A 20,066-nucleotide genomic window follows, 5' to 3' on the forward strand; every position below is an offset into this window, starting at 1 on the left:
ATGAAGGTGCGCTGGGATTGGCACGCGTTTGGCCGCCGGGCGATGAACCCGCATTATCCCATTTTTACCGCGCCCGCCGTCCAGCCGGGCGGGACGCCGTGCATTCCGTGCCCGAAAACGCGGCGCATTGATTGACGATAAAATCTTGCCACTTGGCGCACCGACGGCTCGAACCGCGCCCGACTCTCTCTTTCCTCGCTCACCATGACCGACTCTCCCCTGCTCAAGCCTTCCATCCCGCGTCCGAGCGGCCGCCGCGCGAGCCAGTTGCGCGACGTGCGCATCACGCGGCATTACACGAAGCACGCGGAAGGATCGGTGCTCGTCGAGTTCGGCGATACGAAAGTGATCTGCACGGCAAGCATCGCCGAACGCGTGCCGGCGTTTCTCACCGGACGCGAGCAAGGCTGGCTCACCGCCGAATACGGCATGCTGCCGCGCGCGACGCATACGCGCAGCGACCGCGAAGCCGCGCGCGGCAAGCAGACCGGCCGCACACAGGAGATTCAACGCCTGATCGGCCGCGCGCTGCGCTCCGTTTTCGATTTGAACGTGCTCGGCCCGCGCACGCTGCACCTCGACTGCGACGTGATTCAGGCCGACGGCGGCACGCGCACCGCGAGCATCACGGGCGCGTTCGTCGCCGCGCACGATGCCGTGACGAAGCTGCTCGCGAGCGGACGCATCACGCAATCGCCGGTAAAGGATTTCGTCGCGGCCATTTCGGTCGGCATCTTCGAGGGCTCGCCGGTGCTCGACCTCGACTACGAAGAAGACTCGCAGTGCGATACCGACATGAACGTCGTGATGACCGGCGCGGGCGGCTTCGTCGAAGTGCAGGGCACGGCCGAAGGCGCGCCGTTCTCGCGCGACGAAATGAACGCGCTACTCGATCTCGCCGACAGCGGCATCAAGGCGCTGATCGCCAAGCAGAAGGCCGCACTGGAGATCGACGGTGTCTGAGTCACATGGCATCGGGCATGGCATCGGCCGCGTGGTGCTCGCGTCGAACAACGCGGGCAAGCTGCGCGAGTTTGCGTCGCTCCTGAACGCCGCGGGCATCGAACTGATCGCGCAGGGCGAACTGGGCGTGCCGGAAGCCGAGGAGCCTCATCCGACATTCGTCGAAAACGCGCTCGCAAAGGCGCGTCACGCGTCGGCATTGACCGGCCTTCCCGCACTCGCTGACGACTCCGGCCTCTGCGTGCGCGCGTTGAACGGCGCGCCCGGCGTGCACTCGGCGCGCTACGCGATGAAGCACGGCGGCGAAAAAAGCGATGCCGCGAACAACGCGCGGCTCGTCGCCGATCTCGCGAAGGAAGCGGACCGCCGCGCGTATTACTTCTGCGTGCTCGTGCTCGTGCGCCACGCCGACGACCCCGAGCCGCTCATCGCGGAAGGCCGCTGGCACGGCGAAGTGATCGACACGCCGCGCGGCGCGAACGGCTTCGGCTACGACCCGTACTTCTTTCTGCCGGCGCTCGGCGCGACCGCCGCCGAACTGGACCCGGCGCGCAAGAACGCGGTGAGCCATCGGGCGCTTGCATTGCGCGACTTGCTGCAACGACTGAAGGAACTCGCGTGAGCAGCGGACCGAAGACGATCAACATCGTGCAGGCATTCACGTCGCCCGGAAGCATCCGGCTGACGTCGCTGCCGCCGCTTTCGCTGTACGTGCATTTTCCGTGGTGCGTGCGCAAGTGCCCATATTGCGACTTCAACTCGCACGAGTGGAAGGACGATACGTTCCCCGAAGAACGCTATCTCGACGCCTTGCGCGCCGACCTCGAACGCGCGTTGCCGCTCGTCTGGGGACGGCAGGTGCATACCATTTTCATCGGCGGGGGCACGCCGTCGCTGCTGTCGGCCAAGGGCCTCGACAGGCTGCTTTCGGACGCGCGCGCGCTCTTGCCCATCGACGCCGACGCCGAAATCACGCTCGAAGCCAATCCCGGCACGTTCGAAGCGGCGAAGTTCGCGTCGTTCCGCGCGAGCGGCGTGAACCGGCTGTCCATCGGCATTCAGAGCTTCAACGAGGCGCATCTGAAGGCGCTCGGCCGTATCCATGACGCGACGCAGGCACAGCGCGCCGTCGAGATTGCGGCGAAGCATTTCGACAACTTCAATCTCGACCTGATGTTCGCGCTGCCGCAGCAGTCGCTCGACGAATGCCGGCGCGATATCGACACGGCGATTGCGTTCGCGCCGCCGCATCTGTCGCTGTATCACCTGACGATGGAGCCGAACACGCTCTTCGCCAAATACCCGCCCGCCCTGCCCGACGACGATGCCGCCGCCGACATGCAGGACTGGATCCACGAGCGCACGCGCGATGCCGGCTACGAGCGCTACGAAGTGTCGGCGTATGCGAAGCCGCATCGGCAGAGCCGCCACAATCTCAATTACTGGCGCTTCGGCGACTACCTCGGCATCGGCGCGGGCGCGCACACGAAGCTGTCGTTTCCGTCGAAGATCGTGCGGCAGGCGCGCTTCAAGCATCCCGCGACGTATATGGATTACGCGTTGTCGCCCACTGAAAGCGCGATTCAGGAAGAGCGCGAAGTCGGCCCGCGCGATCTGCCGTTCGAGTTCATGCTGAACACGCTGCGGCTGGTAGAAGGCTTTCCGGTGCATGCTTTCGTGGAGCGCACGGGACTCGCGCTCTCGGCCATCGAGCCGGCGCTCGTCGAAGCAGAAAAGCGCGGCCTCATCACGCGGAATTTCGAGCGCATTGCGCCGACCGAGCGCGGCCAACGCTTCCTCAACGATTTGCAGGAGCTGTTCTTGCAGGATGCCGCAGAGTGAGCGCCCCGACGGTGGCGCCGGGTTCGGTCATGCGACATCGCCCGTTCGCGCTCTTCTGGACGGCGCGCGTGATGTCGTCCGTCGCGTTTCAGATGATGTCGGTCGCAATCGGCTGGCAGGTCTACTCGATCACGCACAGCGCGTTCGCGCTCGGTCTCGTCGGCCTCGCGCAGTTTCTGCCGATGTTCGTGCTGACGCTCGTCGTCGGGCACGTCGCGGATCGCTACGACCGGCGCACGATTGCGTACGTCTGTCAGACGGTCGAGAGCATCGCGGCGCTCACGCTGTGTCTTTACGCGTGGCGCGGCTGGAATCACGCCGGCCCGATCTACGCGATCGCCGCGATCACGGGCGCGGCGCGCGCGTTCGAATCGCCGTCGATGGCGGCGCTTTTGCCGAACCTCGTCGCGAGAAAACAGTTGCAGCACGCAAGCGCCTGGTCGACTTCCGCGAATCAGACAGCGCAAATTCTCGGCCCCGCGATGGGCGGCCTGCTCTACGGCCTAGGCGCGCTGACGGTGTACGGCGCGGTGACGGTGGCGTTTCTCGTGGCGGCGTGCGCGGTCGGCGCGATCAAGATAGACAACGCCGTGCGCATGCGTGCGCCGCTTTCGTTCGAGGCGCTGTTCTCGGGCATCGCGTTTATTCGCAGCAAGCCGGTGATTCTTGGTGCGCTGTCGCTGGATCTTTTCGCGGTGCTGCTCGGCGGCGCCACGGCGCTGCTGCCCGTGTTCGCGCGGGACATTCTGCATACTGGGCCGTGGGGACTCGGCATTCTGCGCGCGGCGCCTGCGGTGGGCGCGCTCGCCGGGTCCATCTGGCTCGCGCATTTTCCGCTGCGGCGGCGCGCGGGCACGGCGCTCTTTGCCGGCGTGATTGCGTTCGGCATCGCGACGATCGTCTTCGGGCTCTCGCGCAACGTCTATCTTTCGCTGGTTGCGCTGGCGGCGCTCGGTGCATCGGATGTGATCAGCGTGGTCGTGCGCATGTCGCTCGTGCAGTTGCAGACTCCGGACGATATGCGCGGCCGCGTCGGCGCGATCAATTCGCTCTTTATCGGAACGTCGAATCAGCTTGGCGAATTCGAGTCCGGCATGACGGCTGGATTGTTCGGCGCGGTGCCGGCGGTGCTGATCGGCGGATTGGGAACGATTATCGTCGCGATTCTGTGGATGCGGCTTTTTCCCGCGCTACGGGCGACGCGCACGCTCGAAGGCTGAGGTCGCTCGACGCCGACGAGTTGCGCTACAATACGCGCCTTGCTGGAGGTGTGGCCGAGCGGTTTAAGGCACCGGTCTTGAAAACCGGCGAAGGAGCGATCCTTCCGTGAGTTCGAATCTCACCGCCTCCGCCAGCATCGCCTCTCCGCTTGTTCCCCGCTGCCTGCAACAGCTGCGCGAAGAAGCGCTCGCTCGTCAACAACAAGCCCGGCAAGCCCGCTCGTTCCGGCCAGCGCAAATGCCCGCAACCGTGATAAAGAGCAAGTCGCCGCGCCGTCACATCGTTCGGAAGACTCAACAGTATCTATCCGAGGCTCTCGCGCCCCCACGATCATTCCGAAACAAGCGGGCTAGCTCCGATGCTCGATCCGACTGCCCCAGCGGCGGGAAAGTATCGCAAAGAGTTACTCATGCGGGAGTTGCAATCCCAGCGCTCCCCGTCTTGGACGAGCATTCACCATCGCACGAACACGCGCCCAAAATTCAGACAAACCGCATTGCGCCCCAATCGCCCGCCACGTATCGTCGTGGAGCTTCTTCACGCGTTCCCCCGTATCCGCGTGACGGGAGCCTTCAATGGTAGGTTGGCTTGGCCTCGCCGCGTGCGAGGCTTTTTTTCGTCATCGGCGTCTCTTCAAACTCACTAAGTGAACGCCGCGCACTCTGCGTCATCTAACCGCGCTCATGGGAATACCGGAGCCCTGCCGATGAAGCGCCCTCGCAACATCACACTTGTCCTGGCGCTCGCCGCCTGCTGCAGCCCGGCCTTGGTCCACGCGGACACATTGCCCAACGCGCAATGGCGCCTTGCCGACACCACGTTCTTCGACCTGATTCAGAACGGCTACGGCATCGTCGGCGTGACGAGCGTCGCCGCGCGCGGTTCGGGCTTGCCCGAGGACACGTACATCCTGCAGAAAACGAACAGTGTGTACCGCTGCGTCGAAACGCGCGCCGCCGAATCTGCCGCCACGCGATCGACCTCGCCGCTGCACTGCGCCGAGCTCGTCAAGCCCTACTCCGACTAGCCCGGCGCGAACGTGCGCGCAACCGCGCTCAACCCACGGGCGGTTCGCCCTCGCCAGGCTGCTGGCCCGGATTGTCGTGCGGCGCCTGCTTGCGCCCTTGATCGTCACGCTCGGGCAGCTTGCTCTTCTCGTTATCGCTGTGCTCGGCAGGCTGCGCGTCGTCGGGACGATTGGTTTCACCGGTCATGACTCCCTCCTTGTACGTTCGAAGTATCGAAGTAACGGAGCAAAACCCGCACCCGGAAAGCGCTAATACCGGGTGGCTCCCGCAGCAGCTAGTATGTCGTTATCGCCCTGCGCGCCACTCGTCCTCACGAATCATGATCGCGACGCCCGCATCGCCCGTCCGGATTACCGCGGCCTCACTTGGCATCGCGCTGTTGCTCGCGACGACCGCCTGCACGATCACGCCGCCGCCGAGCGTCGTTCAGGCGCGCGCCGCCGCACCGTCCGCTGCGCCCGGCCTCACGCTCGATCAGTACAAATCGCGCATCGCCGAGCGGATATTCGAGCGCAATCCGTCGCTCGTGCTGCACGGCACGCCGCAGGCGATGCTGCGGTCCTTCGTGCTCGTCACGTTCACGGTGGACCGTGGCGGGCGGCTCGTGCAGTCGTCCGTGTATCGGACGAATGGCGACGACGAAGCCGAAGCCACCGCGCTCGCCTCCCTGCGACGCGCCGCGCCGCTGCCGCCACCGCCCGCGCGCCTTTTAAACGGCAAAGGTCAGGTCGAATTGTTCGAAGGATGGATGTTCAACGACAACGGCCAGTTCCAGCTTCAGACCTCGCACTCGCCGCAAGCGACGAGCATCGACTAGCGCGCATTGGTACAGATTGGCGCTCGCGAGGCACGATCGTTATAATTTTTGGCATCCCCCGCCGGCTCACCGCCGGCCCGGCCTTCGCCACGCGCTCACCCCGCGCGACGTGCGAAGCGCTCCTCGAGCGTGGCCCGCCCGCGCCAGCCTCGCGCATCACGCCCTGCGCAGCCCGAGCCATCGCGCCCGTCTCCCCAGACGCATGACGCAGCGCCCGTCGAGCACGATCCGCCGATGCGCGCGAGCAGTACACACGACACACACACGATAAACGGAGACACCATGTCATCACCCTCGCTTTCCGCCGCCAAACCGGGCGACGGCGCCCAAAGCACCTCTCGCGTGATTTTCGCGAGTTTCATCGGCACCGCGATCGAGTTCTACGACTTCTACGTCTACGCGACCGCCGCCGCGCTCGTCATCGGGCCGGTGTTCTTTCCGCACGGCTCGCCCGCCGCGCAGGCGCTTTCCGCGTTCGTGACGTTCGGCATTGCGTTTCTCGCGCGGCCGGTCGGCTCGTTCCTGTTCGGGCATTTCGGCGATCGCGTCGGCCGCAAATCGACGCTCGTCGCCTCCTTGCTGGTGATGGGCCTCTCGACGACGCTCATCGGCTTGGTCCCCGGGTACGACTCCATCGGCGGCCTCGCGCCCGTGCTGCTGTGCGTCCTGCGCTTCGGGCAGGGCATCGGGCTCGGCGGCGAATGGGGCGGCGCGGCGCTGCTCGCCACCGAATACGCGCCGCAAGGCAAGCGCGGCCTCTTCGGGATGTTCCCGCAACTCGGTCCGTCGGTCGGTTTTCTGGCGTCGAACGGTCTCTTTTTCGGCCTCGCGCTCTCGCTGTCGGACGAGCAGTTTCGCAGCTGGGGCTGGCGCGTGCCGTTCCTCGTCAGCGCGGTGCTTGTGGCGCTCGGGCTCTATGTGCGGCTGAAGATCGCCGAGACGCCCGCGTTCCGTGCGGCGCTCGAACGCCAGGAACGCGTGAAGGTGCCCATCGCGACGCTCTTCAGCCGCTATCTCGCGCCGACGCTTCTCGGTGCGCTCGCGATGGTCGTCTGCTACACGCTCTTCTACATCTCGACGGTCTTCTCGTTGTCGTACGGCGTCGCGACGCTGCATTTCTCGCGCGAGAAGTTCCTCGGGCTGCTGTGCTTCGCGGTGCTATTCATGGCGATTGCCACGCCCATCTCGGCTATCGCGAGCGACCGCTTCGGCCGCAAGCCGGTGCTGGCCGTCGGCTGCATCGCGGCAATCCTGTCCGGTTTCGCGATGTCCCCGCTCCTCGGCAGCGGCAACACCGCGTATGTGGCGCTCTTCCTGACCATCGAACTGTTTCTGATGGGCGCGACCTTTGCCCCGATGGGCGCGCTCCTGCCCGAACTCTTTCCGACGAACGTGCGCTACACCGGCGCCGGCGTCGCGTATAACCTCGGCGGGATTCTAGGTGCGTCCGTGGCGCCGTATATCGCGCAACTGCTCGCGAATCGCGGCGGGCTGGCGTGGGTAGGCGGATACGTGTCGGCGGCGGCGGCGGTCAGCCTGCTGGCGGTGCTCGCCATGCGCGAGACACGCGACATCGTGATGGAGTGAGGGCGGCGGTTACCGGTGTGCGTGGGCGCGGGCCGTCGAGGTTCGGCGGCCGGAGCGCGGAGTCGTGCGACGTCTAGACCGACGAGTGCGGCTATTAGGCTGCAACAGCGCGTTGACGTCGTGCACGGCCGTCGCTATTTTGCGGCGGGCATATAGCACCGCAAAGGCGCCGGAGTCGAAGCGGTGAGTCCGGTCAGCCATCACCGCGGACCGTGTGCGCGGGACGTCGCGATTTTGCGGTCGGCGTGTGGATCGGCGCAACCGACACTGCAACAGAGCGGCGGGTCTTTCGGCAATCACCCGTCAGTCGCGTCGGCGTGACGTCGCGATTCGCGTGCTCTTCCGCGCGACGAACTATCGAAGAAAAGCGGTTGGCTTCGGTCGGGGATCAACCGCCTCGAGACCGCACGCCGAGGATGTCGCGCCTGCCAATCCGCGCACAACAGACACTGGCACCGAAGCGGCTGATCCGGTCACCGATCGCAGGTTGACGGCCAGCGTAGGATCGGCCTGCGCCGCTTCCTGCCCGGCGCTCGCCTAGACATAGTCGCAACGCTCACCGCTCCCGCCGATGCACCGCATGCGCCGGCACGGGCCGTCGCTCGATCACGGCGCGCCGCTGCGCCGTCTCAACGCAGACCCGCGTCGCCTTCGCCGCCTTCCGCTCCGCCCAGAATCGCGCGAGCCACAGCAGAAAGCCGACGGCGATCGCATCCGCGACGATTCCCGCCAGCCAGTGCGACGGATACCGTCCGAGGTTCTCGACGCCCATCGCGCGCAACGCCGAATCGAGCACGAGCGAAACCGCCGCGCCCGCGATGAAGCACACGAGCCCCTGCTGCCCGACCGTCACGACGCCCGTCAGTCTGTGCGCGAGCCTCCCGATCCAGCCCGCATAGACCGCACGCGCGATGATCCAGGCGACCGCGCCGAAGCTGACGATACGCAGCGTCGCCAGATTCTGCTTCATGTAGCCCGGCGGCGCCTGCGTCTCCAGAAAGAGCTTCGCGAACGCGAACGTCAGCGCAAACGCGACCGCCACACACGTGAGCGCGCGCGCGGTGCGTCCCGCGTGAAAGCCGTCGCTGATCGGCTGAACGCGCGCAAGCACGCCGGTCATGAACATGAGCTGCCAGGCCAACGGATTGAACGACCACGCCTGCGCGTAGGAAGGCGGAAGCGCGTTCGCAAGCGGCGTCGCGGCGAGCCACACGAGCAGGCTGCCGAACATGGCGACGACCGGCCTGCGTTCGGCAAGCGGCACCGCGACCGGCACCGCGAGCGCGAAGAGGGAATACATCGGCAGGACCGACGAGAGATACGGCTGCTGCCGAAACAGCGCGACATCGAAGAGCAGAGTGAACGGATGCGCGAGCAGCGCCGGCCACTCGGTGTACTGGAGCATCGGCGAATCGATACGGAGCAGCATCAAGAGCGCGCCGCCGATCAGCATGAGGACCGCCGTCAGCAGATACGCGCGGTAGATCTCCCAGCTGCGCCGGAAAAAGCGACGGCGAGCGGCCGAATCACTCCGGCGCGTCGCAAGCGCCGTGTAAGCCGCCGCCGACGCGTAACCGCCCAGAAACACGAAGACCTCTGCGGAATCGCAAAACGCATATTGGTGCAGCGTGAAGCGCGACAGCACGCTTCCCGATATGTGGTCCACCGCGATGATCAGAAGCACGATTCCCCGAAAGAAATCGACTTCGAGCGAACGTGTCGGCGGGGAAGTCATCTGGCGATTGCTCCTCGGACTGCGGTCGGCGCGCCTGTCGGAAGCGATCGCGCGCATACGGGGTTTGTACCTAGCGTCGAAACAAAATTCCCGTGGCAACGTAATCAGGTACGTGTATTCAAAGTAACACCGGCACACGGTCGGCAAGCTGACGGAGAAATGACTTTTTCGTCGGAATCGCCGTGCGCGGTTAGACCGATCCTGGACAATCGACATGCGCATTCATCTGGTCAGTTCCCATCTCGTCGCGATGATCGCCATCGCGCTCTCGGTCGCCTTGCTGCTCGCCATCAGGTTTCGGCCCGCGACGTGGCGCGGCGTGGTCTGCGAGGCGCTCGTCGCCAATCTCGGGGCGATTGCCGCGGTCGTCGCCTTCGAAATGCTGACGGCCTGACCGAAGTCGTGGCCGACTTTCGATTTGTTTGAACTCTTGTCAGCCGGCGCGGTCGGAGACTGTATTGCCGGTCGTCTCGCTGCCTGTGGCGCGCCCGGCTCCCTTCTCCTCTCCGCTCCTGATTGACGGGAGCGTTTCCTGGGCGCCTGGCGAAAGCCTCGCGCCTGTTCTTTTTTCTGCTCCAGCTTGCCGTCCGGCGCCTGCGTCGCGAAATGCTATTTTGAGATCGTCGCTATAATCGGCGCTTTGCCGATGGCCTTTGCATGATCCGCGCGCTCCGTTCCATCTCGACCGTCACCACGCGCCGAACGCGCAGCCTCTGGCGCCGCTACGGCATCTTCTGGCTCGGCGCCATTCTCGTCGGTCTGGTCGCCGTGTATTACGCGCGGCTCATCGACTGGGGCTACGGCCTCTTCATGGGTTTTCGCGCGGAGCACGCGTGGCTGCCGCTCATCGTGACGCCGGCGGTCGCGGCGCTGTGCGTGTTCGTCACGCGCGCGTTCTTTCGCGGCTCGGAAGGCAGCGGCATTCCGCAAGTCATCGCCGTGCTGCACAGTCCCACATCGGCGGCGGGCGGACGCTTGCTGACGCTCAGAATTCTCGCGAGCAAGATCGCCGTTTCGTTCCTCGCGATTCTCGGCGGCTTCACCATCGGTCGTGAAGGGCCGACGGTGCAGGTCGGCGCGGCGCTCATGTTCAACATGCGGCGCTTCTATCCGCGCTCGAACTCGCTCATCGAACGCCAGCTCGTGCTGGCCGGCGCGGCTGCCGGACTCTCGGCGGCGTTCAACACGCCGCTCGCGGGCATCGTGTTCGCCATCGAGGAACTCACGCGCAGCTTCGAGGTTCGCGCGAGCGGCGTGCTCATCACGGGCATCATCATCGCGGGTATCGTCGCGCTCGGGCTCAACGGCAATTACACGTACTTCGGCACCATCGACATCGGCGCGCATTTTCCGAAACTGCTGGCCGTGGCTGTCGTGGTGACTGCGATCGTCACCGGCATCGCGGGCGGCGTCTTCTGCTGGCTGCTGCTCAACACGAGCAAGTGGATTCCGGCGCCGCTGCGCAAGCTGCACGCGTCGCAGCCGGTCGCGTTCGCCGCGCTGTGCGGGCTCGTGATCGCGGCGGTAGGAATCGTGTCGGGCGGCAACACCTTCGGCAGCGGCTACGCGGAAGCGCGCGGTCTGCTCGAAGGGCGCGAGCATCTGTCCGTGTTTTATCCGCTGTTGAAAATGATCTCGATGATCGGCTCGTATCTGCCCGGCATTCCCGGCGGGATTTTTGCGCCGTCGCTGTCCATCGGCGCGGGCTTCGGCAACGTCCTGCACATGGTGTTCGCCGACATGCAGTTGCCCATGCTGATCGCGCTCGCAATGGTCGGCTATCTCGCTGCCGTCACGCAATCGCCGATCACCGCGTTCGTCATCGTGATGGAGATGATCAACGGTCACGCGCTCGTCATCTCGCTCATGGCCACGGCGCTCATCTCGAGCCGCGTGTCGCGCGTGTTCGCCCCGCCGCTGTACGAGGCGCTGTCGGAGCGTTATATGACGCCGCTCGCGCATCCGGCGGCACCTTCACCCGAAGTGCCGGACCCCGAGACGGAGGCGGCTGCCGAGGCGGCTGCATCGCAGAAATAGCGCGCGCAAACGATAGCGCGCCAAAGCAAAAAGCCAGGATCACCCGATCCTGGCTTTTTTCATTTCGATGTCCGCGACAGCAGCGCCGCGCGGACCGATGGCGGCGCTAGGCCTGCGGAATCTCGATCTTCACTTCCAGCACTTCGAGATCGTCCTGACGTTCGAGGCTCACCCGAATATCGTCATCGGAAATCTTCACGTACTTCGAAATCACGGCAACCAGTTCTCGTTGCAACGCCGGCAGATAATCGGCGGCGGCTTTGCCACCCGCGCGCTCGTGCGCAATGATCAACTGCAAGCGTTCCTTCGCGACCGTAGCGGACTTCTTCTTCTCGCCCAGCAAAAACGAAAGAATCGACATTGCGTCCCCTTACTTGGTGCCGAAGATGCGTTGCAGCAGACCAGGCTTCTGATAGTCGGTGAAACGCAGCGCCTTTTCCTCGCCGAGGAAACGCGACACCACGTCCTTGTAGGCTTCCGCGACATCCGTGCCGTCCAGATGCACCGCCGGCAAACCCTGATTCGATGCATGCAGCACCGCTTCCGATTCCGGGATCACGCCGATGAGGTCGATTCGCAGAATCTCCTGGATGTCGCTAAGCGACAGCATCTCGCCTTCGGACACACGCTTCGGGTTGTAGCGCGTGATGAGCAGATGCTCCTTCACGGGCTCCTTGCCTTCCATCGCGCGCTTCGTCTTGGAAGCCAGAATGCCGAGAATGCGGTCAGAGTCGCGCACGGACGAGACTTCCGGATTCGTCACGATAAGCGCCTCGTCGGCGAAGTGCATGGCCATCAGCGCGCCCGACTCGATACCGGCCGGCGAATCGCACACGATGTACTCGAAGTCCATCTTGATCAGTTCGTTGATGACCTTCTCGACGCCTTCGAGCGTGAGCGCGTCCTTGTCACGAGTCTGAGACGCCGGGAGGATGTAGAGGTTCTCGCACTTCTTGTCCTTGATGAGCGCCTGATGCAGATTCGCCTCGCCCTGGATCACGTTGATGAGGTCGTACACCACACGGCGCTCGCAGCCCATGATGAGATCGAGGTTGCGCAGACCGACGTCGAAGTCGATCACGGCCGTCTTGTGGCCGCGAATCGCGAGCGCCGATGCGAAACTCGCGCTCGTGGTCGTCTTGCCGACGCCGCCCTTCCCCGAAGTCACCACAATGATTTTTGCCATACAAGTACCTTGTGTTCGTCAAATGGGTCCGCCTGCGCTTCCTGCATGAGCGCGCGCCAACGCACCGGGCGCGCGGCTTCAGGTCAGCCGCAGCGGTTCGATCATGAGTTTTTCATCGTCCAGCCAGATCTGCACGGGCTTGCTCGCCACGTCGGCGGGCAGCGGGTTCTCGGTCGTCCGGTAGATCCCCGCGATGGAGATCAGTTCCGGTTCGAGACACGTGCAGAAGATGCGCGCGTCGAGATTGCCGTGCACGCCGGCGAGCGCGCGGCCGCGCAGCGGCGCATAGACGTGGATGTTGCCTTCCGCGATGACCTCGGCCCCGTACGACACGAGCCCGAGCACGATGAGATCGCCCTTCGCGTAGACCTGCTGCCCCGAGCGCAGCGGCCGGTCGATGATGGTCGCCGGTTGCGGCACGGCGGGCGGCGGTTCTTTGGCGACGGCCGCTTCGATGACGGCGGCGGCTTCCGTGTTCGGCTTGGCTTCGTCCACCGAAGGCTTCGGCGCGCCGCGACGGTCGCGTGCTTCGAGAATCGGCAGGCCGCCCGAGTTCGCCCATTGAATCGCCCACGTCTGCGCGGGCAGCGCGACGACGCCGACCGGCCGCATGCGCACGCTCTTCAACAACGTCTCCAGCTCCGCGAGCGAGATGCGTTCGCCTTCGCCGCCATTGCCCGTACCGGCGAGACGCCGCACGTCGATGGCGACGACATCATTGGCGAAAAATTCGGGAGTTGCCTCGAAACGCCGCGTGAGTTCGGTGCGCAGGGCATCGAGGTCGGGAGTCTTGACGACGAAGAGAAGCGTGTCGACGGAGCCGCTGCGCAGTTCGAAGAAGGGCGTTTTGTTGAGCGACATAAGAACGGCCAAAAATTTTGCGTATTTTACAGGCGTACACGCTCGCGGCCATATTTTTTAGGACCGATTTTCAGCTGCTGGAAAAGAAGAACGCGCGACGAGATGCGCCCGAAAGTCTCAGGCGTCGCGCCCGGGCTTCACATGACGCACATAGAGCGATTCGGCTTCCTGCTCGTTCGGAGGCATGGCGCGGCGGTCGCCCGTGGGACCGAAGCCGAGTCTTTCGTAGAAGCGCATCGCGGTGCGGTTTTCGTCGGCGATCCAGGCATGTACTTCCGCTACGCCCTGCCCGGCCAGCCATTCCGACGCGACGTTCACGAGCAGTTCCCCGCCGCGCAGATGGCGCACCGCCGGCGCGACCCACAGTGCGCTCACGAACGCGCGCTTGTCGCCGCTCTCTTCGATGTATGCATGCACGAGCCCTGCGGGATGACCTTCGGTGTACAGCAGGAACGTCGCGAGCCGGGGCGACGTCGCGTGCAGCGCGGCGGTCTGATCGAACGACGCGGGATCGACGAGCAGCGCATCTTCCAGCGTCTCGCCGAACGCATACGGCGCTTCGCGCAGCGACGCCGTGCGAAGCTCGCGCAGAACCGAGCCCTGGTGCGCGGCAATGCGGCTGACGGTCAGTGAGGGACTCATGCGGGCAATTATCTCTCTGGCTTCCTGGCTGTAATCCGAGCGCCTCGCGGCGGCTCGGGCACATCGCCCATTCGCGTAGCTTCAACCGAACGGGCGAACCCGTCAATTCCTAAATCCTTGGAAAGTGCCTTACAGCGCACACGTCGGCGCGAGTCGCGGCTCAAGGCGTCTGATATGCGCCCGTGCCGTCCGGCCACGGCGTGAGCACTTCGTAGCCGTCGTCGGTGACAGCGACCATGTGCTCCCACTGCGCGGACAGCGAACGGTCCTTGGTGGTCACGGTCCAGCCGTCGCGCGATTGCTGCGTGGCCGCGCGGCCCGCGTTGATCATCGGCTCGATGGTGAACACGAGGCCGGGTTTCAGGCGCAGACCCGCGCCCTTCTGACCATAGTGCAGCACTTGCGGATCTTCGTGATACACGCGGCCGATGCCGTGGCCGCAATACTCACGCACGACCGAGAAACCTTCGCGGTGCGCGACCGACTGAATCGCGAAGCCAATGTCGCCGAGTGTCGCCCCCGGACGCACCTCGCGAATGCCCGCGAGCATCGCTTCGTAGGTCGTCTCGGTGAGGCGGCGCGCTTCCTTGCCCGGCGTGCCCGAGTAGTACATGCGGCTCGTGTCGCCGAAGTAGCCGTCCTTGATGATCGCGACGTCGATGTTGACGATGTCGCCGTCCTTCAGTTCTTTCGGCCCGGGGATGCCGTGACAGACGACATGATTCACCGACGTGCAGACCGTCTTCGGAAATCCCATGTAGCCGACGTTCGCCGGCACGGCCTTCAGTTCCTCGACGATGAACCGGTTGCAGCGGGCGTCGAGTTCGTCGGTGGTGACGCCGGGCCGCACATGTTCGGCGATCATCGCGAGAACTTCGGCGGCCATGCGGCCTGAGATGCGCAACTTTTCGATGTCGGCGGGAGTCTTGAGCGTGATGGCCATTGAGCGATGCGGATGGATTCGTGCCGCCTGCATGCGGGCGCTGCGCCGCCGTTCGCGAACGTTCGACGCGCGCCGCGCACGAGGACAATGAGGCCGATGATAGCATTCCCGCTTTCGTCGCCGGCTGCTTCGAGGCTTTGAATCGCGCGGGATCGCTGCCCTTGCGATGCATCTTCGACTGTGGTCGACTGCGGCGGATCGACTTTTTGTACGGAGTGTTATGAGCTTGTATCGCTTGACCTTTGCTTGTGTTCTCGCGTCGGCTGCGGCGGCGCTCGCCGCGTGCGGATCGACGAGCGGCCCCGAATTGCGGGCGTCGAAGCCGGTGATCTATGTCTCGTCGGCGCGCACGGCGTCTGACATATCGAGCTGCCTGCAGCGCATGCTGCCTTCCGCGAAGATGACGCGTGACCAAGGGTCGACGGAGCTTCTCGTCGGGTCGAATGCGTGGCTCGTCACGCTGACGCCTTCGGGCTACGGGTCGATCGTGAAGGTGCAGCATGCCGCGTCCGACGACGGTGGCGTGCCGGAACCTGAACTGCGCTTCGACGTGGCGCGCTGCGCGGTCTGAAGGCGACGAGCGGCCGTCGCGCCGCTCGCCTAGCTCCGAAACCGTCGCCCCAAAACGAAAACCCCGCAAGTCTGACGACTTGCGGGGTTTTGATGTCTTGGCGGAAAGGGTGGGATTCGAACCCACGGTACGGGGAAACCGTACGCCTGATTTCGAGTCAGGTACATTCGACCACTCTGCCACCTTTCCGTCTACCAGCTTGCTGCTGCCGGCCTTCGCTGAACGGGTCGTGCTCAACGAAGAATCGAAGTATATCGAAGTCCCGAAAGCTTTCCAAGCACCTTTTTGCAAATTAACGTCAAGCCGCAGGCGCTTCGATTCGCTCCGCGCCGCGCATATAGGGACGCAACGCCGCGGGAATCGTGACCGAGCCGTCCGCGTTCTGGAAGTTCTCCAGCACCGCGACGAGCGTGCGCCCGACGGCAAGCCCCGAGCCGTTGAGCGTATGCACGAACTCCGGCTTGTTCTGCGCGTTCCGAAAACGCGCGTGCATGCGCCGCGCCTGGAACGCTTCGGTGTTGGAGCAGCTCGAAATCTCGCGATACGTGTTCTGCGCGGGCAGCCACACTTCCAGATCGAAGGTCTTCGTGGCGGAGAAACCCATGTCGCCCGTGCAGAGCGTGATCACGCGATACGGCAGTTCCAGCTTCTGCAAAATGGCTTCGGCCTGACCGACCATCTCGTCGAGCGCCGCGTAGGAGTGTTCGGGCGCGACGACCTGCACCATCTCCACCTTGTCGAACTGATGCTGGCGAATCAGGCCGCGCGTATCGCGTCCGTAGGAACCCGCCTCGGAACGGAAGCACGGCGAATGTGCGGTCAGCTTCACCGGCAGCGCGCTCGCCTCGAGGATGCTGTCGCGCACCGTATTCGTCAGCGAAATCTCGGACGTGGAGATGAGGTACTGCGTGACCGTATTCTCGTCGCCGCCCTTCTCGACGCGGAACATGTCGTCGGCGAACTTCGGCAACTGGCCCGTGCCGTAAAGAATCTCCGGATTCACGATGTACGGCGTGTACGCCTCCGTGTAACCGTGCTGTTCCGTGTGCGTGTCGATCATGAACTGCGCGAGCGCGCGATGCAGCCGCGCAATCGGCCCGCGCAGCAGCGTGAAGCGCGCGCCCGAGAGCTTCGCGCCGGTCTCGAAGTCGAGGCCGAGCGGCGCGCCGACGTCCACGTGATCCTTGACTTCGAAGTCGAATGAACGCGGCGCGCCCCAGCGCCGCACCTCGACGTTCTGCGTCTCGTCCTGACCGACAGGCACGCTTTCGTGCGGCAGGTTCGGCACGGTCAGCATGAGGTCCGACAGGCGCGTCTGAATCTCTTCCAGCTTCGCTGCCGATTCCTTCATGGTGTCGCCGATGCCGCTCACCTCCGCCATCACCGCCGACGTATCCTCGCCGCGCCCCTTCATCGCGCCGATCTGCTTCGACAGGCTGTTGCGGCGCGCCTGCAGTTCTTCGGTGCGCGTCTGAATCTCGCGGCGCTCGGCTTCGAGCGCGGCGAAAGCGGCGACGTCGAGCGTATAGCCTCGATCGGCGAGGCGCTTCGCGACGCCGTCAAGGTCTTTGCGGAGAAGTTGAATGTCGAGCATGGCGGGGCTGCGTTTGTTAAGTATTCGGAAACGCCGATTTTAGCGCACGGCCATCGGCGTTCGCGGGCGTCGCGGGATCGCTTGGCGAAATGGCTTGCGTCCAGCAGTGAAACGGCGCTCAGCGCTTCTTCGGCTCCTGATGCTCGCGGCGCCAGGCGTCATCGAGTTCGGAGAGCCGCGCGAGCTTTTCGCCGATCTTCCCTTCGAGGCCACGCGGCGTCGGGTGATACCAGTGCGGATCGCGCATACCGTCGGGCAGATACGTTTCGCCGGCAGCATACGCGTCCGGCTCGTCGTGCGCGTAGCGGTACTCGTGACCGTAGCCGAGCTCTTTCATCAGCTTGGTCGGCGCGTTGCGCAGATGCACCGGCACGCCGCGCGACTGATCCCGGCCGACGAAGCGCCGCGCCTCGTTATACGCGTTGTAGCCCGCGTTCGACTTCGGCGCGACGGCGAGATAGATGAGCGCCTGCGCGATTGCGAGTTCTCCCTCCGGCGAGCCGAGGCGCTCGTACGTTTCGGCTGCGTCGAGGGCGATGCGCGCGCCGCGCGGATCGGCAAGCCCGATGTCTTCCCACGCCATGCGCACGATGCGCCGCACGAGATAACGCGGGTCCGCGCCGCCGTCGAGCATGCGGCAGAACCAGTACAGCGCGGCGTCCGGATTGCTGCCGCGCACCGACTTGTGCAGCGCGCTGATCTGGTCGTAGAACGCGTCGCCGCCCTTGTCGAAACGGCGGAGATTCTCGGCGAGCGCGCTGCCGAGCAGCGCGCCGTCCACTTCGGTTTTCTTTTGCTGCGCCGCCGCCCGCGCGACGATTTCCAGATTGTTCAGCAGCTTGCGGCCGTCGCCGTCGGCCGAACCGACGAGCGCCTCGCGGGCTTCGTCCGTGAACGTCAGTCCGCCGAGTTCCGCGGTCGCCCGTTCGAGCAGTTCCTTGAGCTCGTCGGCATCGAGGCTCTTCAGCACGTACACGGCCGCGCGCGATAACAACGCGCTGTTCACTTCGAACGACGGATTCTCGGTGGTCGCGCCGACGAACACGAAAAGTCCGGATTCGACGTGCGGCAAGAACGCATCCTGCTGACTCTTGTTGAAGCGATGCACCTCGTCGACGAACACGAGCGTCTGCCGCCCGTTCGCGCGATGAATCTGCGCGGTCTCGACCGCCTCGCGGATATCCTTCACGCCGGAGAGCACCGCCGACAGCGAAATGAACTCGGCGTCGAAGGCCGCCGCCATGAGGCGCGCGAGCGTGGTCTTGCCGACGCCGGGCGGCCCCCACAGAATCATCGAGTGCGCCTCGCCCGACTCGAACGCGACGCGCAGCGGCTTGCTCGGCCCGAGCAGATGCTTCTGCCCGATGACTTCGTCGATGCTGCGGGGACGCAGACGCTCCGCGAGCGGAACGGTGCCACGGTTTTCTTCGAACATGTGCTGTGGACGCAATTTGAAGCGATTGAAGCAATGGAAGCAGGCTGCCGCGCAAACCGCGCACGCGGCGATAATCTTGCGCTTTTCAGAGTGCGCGCGGCATCGGCCGTTCGGCCTAGTGTTCAAGCCGGACGCCGGCAGGCACAATCGCGCACGATTCGCGTGATTATGACAGCCGCGCGCCCGGCGCGAATGGCGCCGTTCCAATCGACCTCCCTATAGGCAGACCTTTCGATGCAGCAAGAGAACACTTCCACTTACGCGCCGCTCGTGCCGGTGCCCGCCGAGCGCCGCGCCTTCGGCGTGAGCGACGCCTTCGCGCTCTGGTTCTCGCTCGGCATCGGCTTGCTCGTCGCGCAGGCGGGCGCGCTGCTGGTGCCGGGGCTGTCGCCGCCGCACGCGCTCGCCGCCATCGCCATAGGCACGGTCATCGGCGTCGTGCTGCTCGCCCTCGCGGGCGTGGTCGGCACGGATACGGGACTCGCGGCCATGTCCTCGCTGCGCCCGACGCTCGGCGTGCGCGGCGCGTCGGTGCCCGCCGTGCTCAACGCGGTGCAACTGGTCGGCTGGGGATCGTTCGAGATCATCGTCATGCGCGATTCCGCCGACGCGCTCGCCAAACAATCGTTCCATTTCTCGATGCCGCTCGTCTGGACGCTCCTCTTCGGCGCCCTCGCGACGCTGCTCGCGGTGAGCGGACCGCTCTCTTTCGTGCGGCGCTTTCTGCGCACGTGGGGCATCTGGCTTTTGCTCGGCGGGGCGGGCTGGCTGACATGGAATCTGCTGTCCAAGCACGATCTCGCCGCGCTGATGGCGCGCCCCGGCACCGGCGAGATGGCGTTCGGCGCCGGTATCGACCTCGTGGTTGCAATGCCGCTGTCGTGGCTGCCGCTGATTGCCGACTACACGCGCTTCGGCCGCAGCGCGGGCGGCACGTTTCGCGGCACGCTGCTCGGTTACGGCATCGCGAACCTGTGGTTCTATGCGCTCGGCGCGGTGTACGGGCTGGCTGCGGGCGGCGGCGACACGCTGCTGACCGTGGCGCTCGCGCAGGCAGGCGGCGGCATCGCGCTGCTCTTGATTCTCATCGACGAAATCGACAACGCGTTCGCCGACATTCACTCGGCGGCCGTGTCCACCGGCACTTTCTGGGCGCGCGCGAGCGTGCCGATGCTATCGGCGGCGTATGGCGCGTTGTGCACGCTCGTCGCGCTCGTCGTGGCGATGGGCAAGTATCAGAACTTCCTGCTCTTAATCGGCTCGGTATTCGCGCCGCTGTTCGGCGTGGTGCTGGCGGACCACTTCATCGTGCGAAAGCGCCGTGTGGATGCTGCCGCGGTGGGCCGCATCGACGGGCGCTATGGCTACTCGGGCGGCTGGCACGTGAGCGCGTTCATCGCGTGGGGCGTGGGAATCGCGGCTTATCACGCGATCAACGCATGGCTGCCGAACCTCGGCGCGACGCTGCCGTCGCTCGCGCTGGGCGCGGTGTGCTATCTGCTCCTGGTGTCGGCGCGGCGAACGGCGGTGGCTTCCTGAGCGCAATGTCGGCGCGCGCCGATTCGTCTTGCGAATCAGCGCGCTAGCCGACTTGTCAGGCGATT

At 65.1% G+C, this 20,066-nt stretch carries 20 protein-coding genes and 2 tRNA genes; 12 read left to right on the top strand and 10 right to left on the bottom strand.

Annotated elements, in window-relative coordinates; genetic code table 11:
* The first annotated feature begins 204 nt into the window (after positions 1-204).
* From rph to P9239_RS14490, 6 genes are all read left to right on the top strand, one after another.
* Positions 205-963, top strand: coding sequence for a ribonuclease PH (gene rph / locus P9239_RS14465; RefSeq protein WP_309751959.1), 759 nt, complete (start codon positions 205-207; stop codon positions 961-963).
* Entirely contained in the window at positions 956-1,585 is a 630-nt protein-coding gene (gene rdgB, locus P9239_RS14470; RefSeq protein WP_309751960.1) for an RdgB/HAM1 family non-canonical purine NTP pyrophosphatase, read from the top strand. The genes rph and rdgB overlap by 8 nt, the downstream gene beginning before the upstream one ends.
* Complete coding sequence (gene hemW / locus P9239_RS14475) at positions 1,582-2,805, top strand: radical SAM family heme chaperone HemW (protein ID WP_309751962.1); 1,224 nt, start codon at positions 1,582-1,584, stop codon at positions 2,803-2,805. The genes rdgB and hemW overlap by 4 nt, the downstream gene beginning before the upstream one ends.
* A gap of 29 nt (positions 2,806-2,834) precedes the next feature.
* The gene (locus P9239_RS14480) at positions 2,835-4,025 is read left to right on the top strand and encodes an MFS transporter (RefSeq protein ID WP_309754058.1); all 1,191 of its coding nucleotides are present in this window, start codon (positions 2,835-2,837) and stop codon (positions 4,023-4,025) included.
* Between the two features lie 44 nt (positions 4,026-4,069).
* Positions 4,070-4,159: transfer RNA gene (locus P9239_RS14485), tRNA-Ser, on the top strand.
* 573 nt (positions 4,160-4,732) lie between these two features.
* Positions 4,733-5,053 (top strand): hypothetical protein, encoded by a 321-nt coding sequence (locus tag P9239_RS14490; protein WP_309751964.1) that lies wholly within the window; start codon positions 4,733-4,735, stop codon positions 5,051-5,053.
* 28 nt (positions 5,054-5,081) lie between these two features.
* Here P9239_RS14490 and P9239_RS14495 read toward each other — a convergent pair whose 3' ends face one another.
* Positions 5,082-5,240, bottom strand: coding sequence for a hypothetical protein (locus P9239_RS14495; protein ID WP_175939749.1), 159 nt, complete (start codon positions 5,238-5,240; stop codon positions 5,082-5,084).
* A 133-nt stretch (positions 5,241-5,373) separates the two neighbouring features.
* Between P9239_RS14495 and P9239_RS14500 the strand changes: the two genes are divergently transcribed.
* Both P9239_RS14500 and P9239_RS14505 read left to right on the top strand, forming a co-directional pair.
* Entirely contained in the window at positions 5,374-5,871 is a 498-nt protein-coding gene (locus tag P9239_RS14500; protein WP_309751967.1) for a TonB family protein, read from the top strand.
* Between the two features lie 282 nt (positions 5,872-6,153).
* A complete protein-coding gene (locus P9239_RS14505; protein WP_309751969.1) occupies positions 6,154-7,458 on the top strand; it encodes an MFS transporter in 1,305 nt (434 codons plus the stop codon).
* A gap of 556 nt (positions 7,459-8,014) precedes the next feature.
* Here P9239_RS14505 and opgC read toward each other — a convergent pair.
* Positions 8,015-9,193, bottom strand: coding sequence for an OpgC domain-containing protein (gene opgC / locus P9239_RS14510; RefSeq protein WP_309751972.1), 1,179 nt, complete (start codon positions 9,191-9,193; stop codon positions 8,015-8,017).
* Positions 9,194-9,407: 214 nt separating this feature from the next.
* On the opposite strand from opgC, the gene P9239_RS14515 reads away from it, so the two are divergent.
* The gene (locus P9239_RS14515; protein WP_309751973.1) at positions 9,408-9,587 is read left to right on the top strand and encodes a hypothetical protein; all 180 of its coding nucleotides are present in this window, start codon (positions 9,408-9,410) and stop codon (positions 9,585-9,587) included.
* Positions 9,588-9,850: 263 nt separating this feature from the next.
* Positions 9,851-11,230 carry a chloride channel protein gene (locus P9239_RS14520; protein WP_309751975.1) on the top strand — a complete coding sequence of 460 codons (1,380 nt, stop codon included), beginning with the start codon at positions 9,851-9,853 and terminating at the stop codon, positions 11,228-11,230.
* A 106-nt stretch (positions 11,231-11,336) separates the two neighbouring features.
* Here P9239_RS14520 and minE read toward each other — a convergent pair whose 3' ends face one another.
* The 5 genes from minE to map form a co-directional block, all read right to left on the bottom strand.
* Positions 11,337-11,591 (bottom strand): cell division topological specificity factor MinE, encoded by a 255-nt coding sequence (gene minE / locus P9239_RS14525; protein WP_008350955.1) that lies wholly within the window; start codon positions 11,589-11,591, stop codon positions 11,337-11,339.
* A gap of 9 nt (positions 11,592-11,600) precedes the next feature.
* Positions 11,601-12,416, bottom strand: coding sequence for a septum site-determining protein MinD (gene minD / locus P9239_RS14530; protein WP_309751986.1), 816 nt, complete (start codon positions 12,414-12,416; stop codon positions 11,601-11,603).
* Positions 12,417-12,494: 78 nt separating this feature from the next.
* Positions 12,495-13,277, bottom strand: coding sequence for a septum site-determining protein MinC (gene minC / locus P9239_RS14535; protein ID WP_309751989.1), 783 nt, complete (start codon positions 13,275-13,277; stop codon positions 12,495-12,497).
* A 117-nt stretch (positions 13,278-13,394) separates the two neighbouring features.
* Positions 13,395-13,919 (bottom strand): GNAT family N-acetyltransferase, encoded by a 525-nt coding sequence (locus P9239_RS14540; RefSeq protein WP_309751991.1) that lies wholly within the window; start codon positions 13,917-13,919, stop codon positions 13,395-13,397.
* A gap of 160 nt (positions 13,920-14,079) precedes the next feature.
* Positions 14,080-14,862, bottom strand: a complete 783-nt coding sequence (map, locus tag P9239_RS14545; RefSeq protein ID WP_309751994.1) for a type I methionyl aminopeptidase — start codon at positions 14,860-14,862, stop codon at positions 14,080-14,082.
* 220 nt (positions 14,863-15,082) lie between these two features.
* Here map and P9239_RS14550 point away from each other — a divergent pair, with 220 nt between their 5' ends.
* Positions 15,083-15,433: a hypothetical protein gene (locus P9239_RS14550; RefSeq protein WP_309751996.1), complete on the top strand. Its 351-nt coding sequence runs from the start codon at positions 15,083-15,085 to the stop codon at positions 15,431-15,433.
* Between the two features lie 98 nt (positions 15,434-15,531).
* On the opposite strand, the gene P9239_RS14555 is transcribed toward P9239_RS14550, so the two are convergent.
* The 3 genes from P9239_RS14555 to P9239_RS14565 form a co-directional block, all read right to left on the bottom strand.
* A tRNA-Ser gene (locus tag P9239_RS14555) sits at positions 15,532-15,622 on the bottom strand.
* A gap of 109 nt (positions 15,623-15,731) precedes the next feature.
* A complete protein-coding gene (gene serS, locus P9239_RS14560; protein ID WP_309751998.1) occupies positions 15,732-17,027 on the bottom strand; it encodes a serine--tRNA ligase in 1,296 nt (431 codons plus the stop codon).
* A gap of 118 nt (positions 17,028-17,145) precedes the next feature.
* On the bottom strand, positions 17,146-18,462 hold the full coding sequence (locus P9239_RS14565) for a replication-associated recombination protein A (protein WP_309752000.1): 1,317 nt from the start codon (positions 18,460-18,462) through the stop codon (positions 17,146-17,148).
* A gap of 234 nt (positions 18,463-18,696) precedes the next feature.
* On the opposite strand from P9239_RS14565, the gene cytX reads away from it, so the two are divergent.
* Positions 18,697-20,001, top strand: coding sequence for a putative hydroxymethylpyrimidine transporter CytX (gene cytX, locus P9239_RS14570; protein ID WP_309752002.1), 1,305 nt, complete (start codon positions 18,697-18,699; stop codon positions 19,999-20,001).
* Positions 20,002-20,066: the final 65 nt, after the last annotated feature.

It is taken from the genome of Caballeronia sp. LZ062 (assembly GCF_031450785.1).
GTDB lineage: Bacteria > Pseudomonadota > Gammaproteobacteria > Burkholderiales > Burkholderiaceae > Caballeronia.

Excerpts from the sequence above, each read along its gene's own strand:
- P9239_RS14480 (WP_309754058.1), top strand. The coding sequence starts at position 2,835 with ATGCGACATCGCCCGTTCGCGCTCTTCTGGACGGCGCGCGTGATGTCG.
- serS (WP_309751998.1), bottom strand. The coding sequence starts at position 17,027 with ATGCTCGACATTCAACTTCTCCGCAAAGACCTTGACGGCGTCGCGAAG.
- P9239_RS14505 (WP_309751969.1), top strand. The coding sequence starts at position 6,154 with ATGTCATCACCCTCGCTTTCCGCCGCCAAACCGGGCGACGGCGCCCAA.
- minE (WP_008350955.1), bottom strand. The coding sequence starts at position 11,591 with ATGTCGATTCTTTCGTTTTTGCTGGGCGAGAAGAAGAAGTCCGCTACG.
- P9239_RS14540 (WP_309751991.1), bottom strand. The coding sequence starts at position 13,919 with ATGAGTCCCTCACTGACCGTCAGCCGCATTGCCGCGCACCAGGGCTCG.
- P9239_RS14515 (WP_309751973.1), top strand. The coding sequence starts at position 9,408 with ATGCGCATTCATCTGGTCAGTTCCCATCTCGTCGCGATGATCGCCATC.
- minD (WP_309751986.1), bottom strand. The coding sequence starts at position 12,416 with ATGGCAAAAATCATTGTGGTGACTTCGGGGAAGGGCGGCGTCGGCAAG.
- P9239_RS14550 (WP_309751996.1), top strand. The coding sequence starts at position 15,083 with ATGAGCTTGTATCGCTTGACCTTTGCTTGTGTTCTCGCGTCGGCTGCG.
- P9239_RS14495 (WP_175939749.1), bottom strand. The coding sequence starts at position 5,240 with ATGACCGGTGAAACCAATCGTCCCGACGACGCGCAGCCTGCCGAGCAC.
- opgC (WP_309751972.1), bottom strand. The coding sequence starts at position 9,193 with ATGACTTCCCCGCCGACACGTTCGCTCGAAGTCGATTTCTTTCGGGGA.
- P9239_RS14490 (WP_309751964.1), top strand. The coding sequence starts at position 4,733 with ATGAAGCGCCCTCGCAACATCACACTTGTCCTGGCGCTCGCCGCCTGC.
- P9239_RS14565 (WP_309752000.1), bottom strand. The coding sequence starts at position 18,462 with ATGTTCGAAGAAAACCGTGGCACCGTTCCGCTCGCGGAGCGTCTGCGT.
- minC (WP_309751989.1), bottom strand. The coding sequence starts at position 13,277 with ATGTCGCTCAACAAAACGCCCTTCTTCGAACTGCGCAGCGGCTCCGTC.
- map (WP_309751994.1), bottom strand. The coding sequence starts at position 14,862 with ATGGCCATCACGCTCAAGACTCCCGCCGACATCGAAAAGTTGCGCATC.
- P9239_RS14500 (WP_309751967.1), top strand. The coding sequence starts at position 5,374 with ATGATCGCGACGCCCGCATCGCCCGTCCGGATTACCGCGGCCTCACTT.
- cytX (WP_309752002.1), top strand. The coding sequence starts at position 18,697 with ATGCAGCAAGAGAACACTTCCACTTACGCGCCGCTCGTGCCGGTGCCC.
- rph (WP_309751959.1), top strand. The coding sequence starts at position 205 with ATGACCGACTCTCCCCTGCTCAAGCCTTCCATCCCGCGTCCGAGCGGC.
- P9239_RS14520 (WP_309751975.1), top strand. The coding sequence starts at position 9,851 with ATGATCCGCGCGCTCCGTTCCATCTCGACCGTCACCACGCGCCGAACG.